Below are 3,912 nucleotides of genomic sequence, written 5' to 3' on the forward strand. Positions count from 1 at the left end.
ATTATATAATAATTTGAATAAAAATTCTCACGAAACTCCTGCTCCTGATGTATATATACCACCTGTCGCCAGAACTGCAAGTGCTATTCGGAAATGGAGAGCAAGGCTGAAGTAAACAAGGTCGCACTGTCTAAAGTATTAAATTAACAATTAATCATGGGTGATTTAAAATATCAAAAACAAATTTAGTAAGCATTTTAACTACATTTAATAGTCATGATGGTTAATTAATCAGGATTTATCTTTAATACTTAGTACGTTATCGCTTGCCAATATACAAGCAAAATTACTAGGTTTAAAAGTTCAGAAAAAATTTTTATTCAAATTATTATATAATCGAGAGAATAATTAATCTTATGGCTCTCGTAGTTTTCCACAGATGAGGAAGACTGACTACTATTTACAAACGCTAACTATATTAAGTAATTCCCCAATCCCCAGAACAGGGTTTTCTACCACGAGTAAGCGAGAGTCAATTTTCTTAAGGGAAAGTTCGGGGCAAACTTAGCCTAAGTTGTCATGCAGTCGCGCCTGTCAGATCATGATCTGCTGCTTAAATCCCGATTGCTCAAATCCCCTGAATCCCAATGGAAAGAAGTTTTGCCAAAGTTGTAGCACCCCATTGGTGTCACTTTTAAGAAATCGCTTCCGTGTCATCCGAGTCCTTTCAGATGAGGGGGGATTTGGCAGAACCTATCTATCAGAAGATGTAGATAAACTCAATGAACGTTGTGTTATCAAGCAATTAGCTCCAAAATTTCAAGGAACTTGGTCGCAAAAAAAAGCGATGGAGTTGTTTGCTGAAGAAGCGCAGCGACTACAAGACCTTGGGGAACATCCCCAAATTCCGACTTTGCTAGCTTACTTTGACCAAGACGGCTGCCTATATTTAGTGCAGCAGTTTATTAATGGAGAGAATTTATTAAAGGAGTTGCAACAGCGCAAGGCTTATAACGCTAGGGAAATTCAATCTATTTTGCTAGATTTACTGCCCATCCTCAAATTTATCCACGATCGCAAAGTCATTCATCGAGATATCAAGCCAGAAAATATTATCCGCCATAAAAGTGATGGGCGATTAAGCCTGATTGATTTTGGTTCCTCAAAGCAATTCACCGCCAAAGTTCAGCAGAAATCTGGCACATCCATCGGTTCACATGGTTATTCACCCCTGGAACAAATTAGAGATGGTAAAGCTTTCCCCGCTAGTGACTTGTTCGGTTTGGGGGCTACCTGCTTTCATCTGCTAACGGGAAATTCCCCCTTTGAGTTGTGGATGGAATCTGGGTACGCCTGGGTGAATAATTGGCGGGAATATTTGCGGAGTCCGTTAAATCCTGAGTTGGATTTTGTCATCGACAAGCTTTTGAAAAAAGATATCCATGAACGTTACCAGTCAGCCGATGAAGTTCTCAGAGACTTGAGTCCAAAACAACTCCTTGCACTACCACCAGCCGGGAAATCCTCTGGAAAAATACCACCAACTAAAGCACCGGATTTACCAAAAAGTTATCCCTTACTGAGAATTTTAATCTTGGTAAGTGCTTTGATTCTGTTGTTTGGATTCCAAGAATCTTGGTATAAACATTTTCGCCGGATTCAGACCAGTTTGGTTTCTCGGCTGACTCAGCACAATAATTCTGGCAAAGATGAAGCGTTTTTAGGTCAACCACTAAAGATTACTTTGGGTAAGGTTTCCTTAGCTAATACCCTGCAAGGGTATGAAAACTCAGTTTTGTCTGTTGCCATCAGCCCCGATGGCAAAACCATTGTCAGTAGTGGCGGCGACCGCACAATCAAACTTTGGAATTTCGCAACCGGTAAACAAATCTCTTCACTCGACGGACATTCTCAGCAGGTGAATGTGGTAGCGATCAGTCCAGATGGCAAAACTTTGGTTAGTGGTAGTGATGACAACACCATCAAAATTTGGAATCTGGCAACGCGAAAGCAAATTCGCACTCTTACAGGGCATTCTGATTCAGTTCATGCCTTAGCCATCAGTGCTGATAGCGAGACTCTGATTAGTGGTAGTGATGACAACACCATCAAAATTTGGGATTTAGCAACAGGAGAGCAAATTCGGACACTGACAGGGCATACATTCTGGGTGCGATCGCTAGCTATTAGCTTCAATAGTGTGATTCTTGCCAGTGGCAGTTTTGACAAGACTATCAAAATCTGGAATCTGACAAAAGGGTACTCAATCCGTACACTGGAGGGAAATTATCAAACAGTAACAGCCGTGGCTATAAGCCCAGATGGTAAAACTTTAGCCAGTGCTAGCCGCGATGTCTACGACGGGCTACGCCTACGCACCATCAAACTTTGGAATCTAACTACGGGAAAAGAAATTCGCCCACTAGCAGGACATGCCAACACAGTCACATCCGTAGCCTTTAGCGCCGATGGTAAAATTGTTGCTAGTGGTAGCCGCGATCGCACCATCAAATTGTGGAACTCAGCCACAGGAGAAGAAATTCTGACATTGACGGGGCATACCAACACTGTGACATCCGTAACCTTCAGCCCTGATGGCAAGGCCCTTGTCAGTGGTAGTGAAGATAATACTATTAAGATTTGGCAATTGTCTCAGTGAAGAGTAGGGAGACGCGATTAATCGCGTCTGTACTAGGGAATCAGCCTTTTCGAGTTGTACCGAGTTTTTTCACGCAATCAAATAGGAGTCCCAATACTTCTCGCTTTGTGCATTTTTAATTTGGAATCGGGTTTTGGGTAAAGGGTACTGGGGTTTGAGTTAAAGGTTTTTTCTTTCCCTTTTCCCCTTCCCCTTTTCCCCAAAACCCGAGAAGTATTGATAGGAGTCCTATATTGCAGGGTGTAGGGGCACGGCACTGCGCATTGGTGTCAACTTAAGCTGAAAAGTAGCTTAACTGAAAGCTTCCTCACCCGCCTCGAACTAAAGTTCTTTGGCTTTTAGCTAAAGTCTACTGAAGTAGACTAAAGATTTTTTGCTATATTTAGTCATCTTCAGATGACTTCCGCTAAAAGCCAAGGAACTTCAGTTCCTTGCGGGACATGGCTTTTACGTTAAGTTGACACGTATGGGCACTCCCGTGCCCCTACGGGTGTACTTAACAATTAAGGTTTGATAGCGTTACCGATAGTTTGGAGCAGAAAAATACAGGTTCACAATTTTATGCGATCGCGGCGGAAATATTGCCTTAAATTATCAGTATCTGTCATACCTGAAGACGTAATTTTCTATTTTAAAAAGAAAAATTCTACCTTCTGGAATCAAGATTGTTTTAATGCGATCGCTGATTTCACTATTGCATAATTTGCCATGCTCGGTAATATAAGCTATACCAAAATGCTTATTTACTCGATCACAAATGCACCTTTAAGCGGATTTATATTTGCAGCTAAAGATTGATGCTAGCGGTGTCAGAACTTAATATGCTTTAACTATTACTCGCTGCAATTCAATTGAGGAATGCGATCGTGAAACGCTTTAATGTCTCTAAAATTCTCGGAAGTACTGCTCTAGCTCTAAGTTTGGCAACCTTGCCTACAGTCCTGCCTGCTTCTGCTCAAACAACAAGCACTACTGACGGGACAGTTACAAATACTACTACAGACAGCGCTGCTAGCGACGGAAATTATCGGGATGGCGATTGGGGTTTGTTGGGCTTACTCGGTTTATTTGGTTTATTTGGTCGCAAGAGCCGCAAAGCCGATGATAATGTAGCTTATCGTGACCCTAATGCAGTAGGCTCCTCTGGCTCCCGTTCTAACTTTTAATAATGAGTTGCGTTATAATTTTACGTAAGTCCTAATGATAATTACGGGAAAAGCCTGCATCGGCAGGCTTTGTTCGTGTGTATACATGATTGCAAGGCTTGGAGAGCGAGGGCGTGCCAAGTTTGCCCAGTTGAATTGTTAATTGGG

Annotated in this window: 2 protein-coding genes; both read left to right on the plus strand. The window is 41.9% G+C overall.

All coding sequences use genetic code 11. From position 1 onward, the window contains the following. Positions 1–541 precede the first annotated feature (541 nt). Positions 542–2,599 carry a serine/threonine-protein kinase gene (locus LC574_RS30155; protein ID WP_229457281.1) on the plus strand — a complete coding sequence of 686 codons (2,058 nt, stop codon included), beginning with the start codon at positions 542–544 and terminating at the stop codon, positions 2,597–2,599. Between the two features lie 866 nt (positions 2,600–3,465). Next, the gene (locus LC574_RS30160; RefSeq protein ID WP_229457282.1) at positions 3,466–3,765 is read left to right on the plus strand and encodes a WGxxGxxG family protein; all 300 of its coding nucleotides are present in this window, start codon (positions 3,466–3,468) and stop codon (positions 3,763–3,765) included. The last annotated feature ends 147 nt before the right edge of the window (positions 3,766–3,912 follow it).

Source organism: Nostoc sp. CHAB 5715, from assembly GCF_020829685.1.
In the GTDB taxonomy this organism is placed as follows: Bacteria; Cyanobacteriota; Cyanobacteriia; order Cyanobacteriales; family Nostocaceae; genus Nostoc.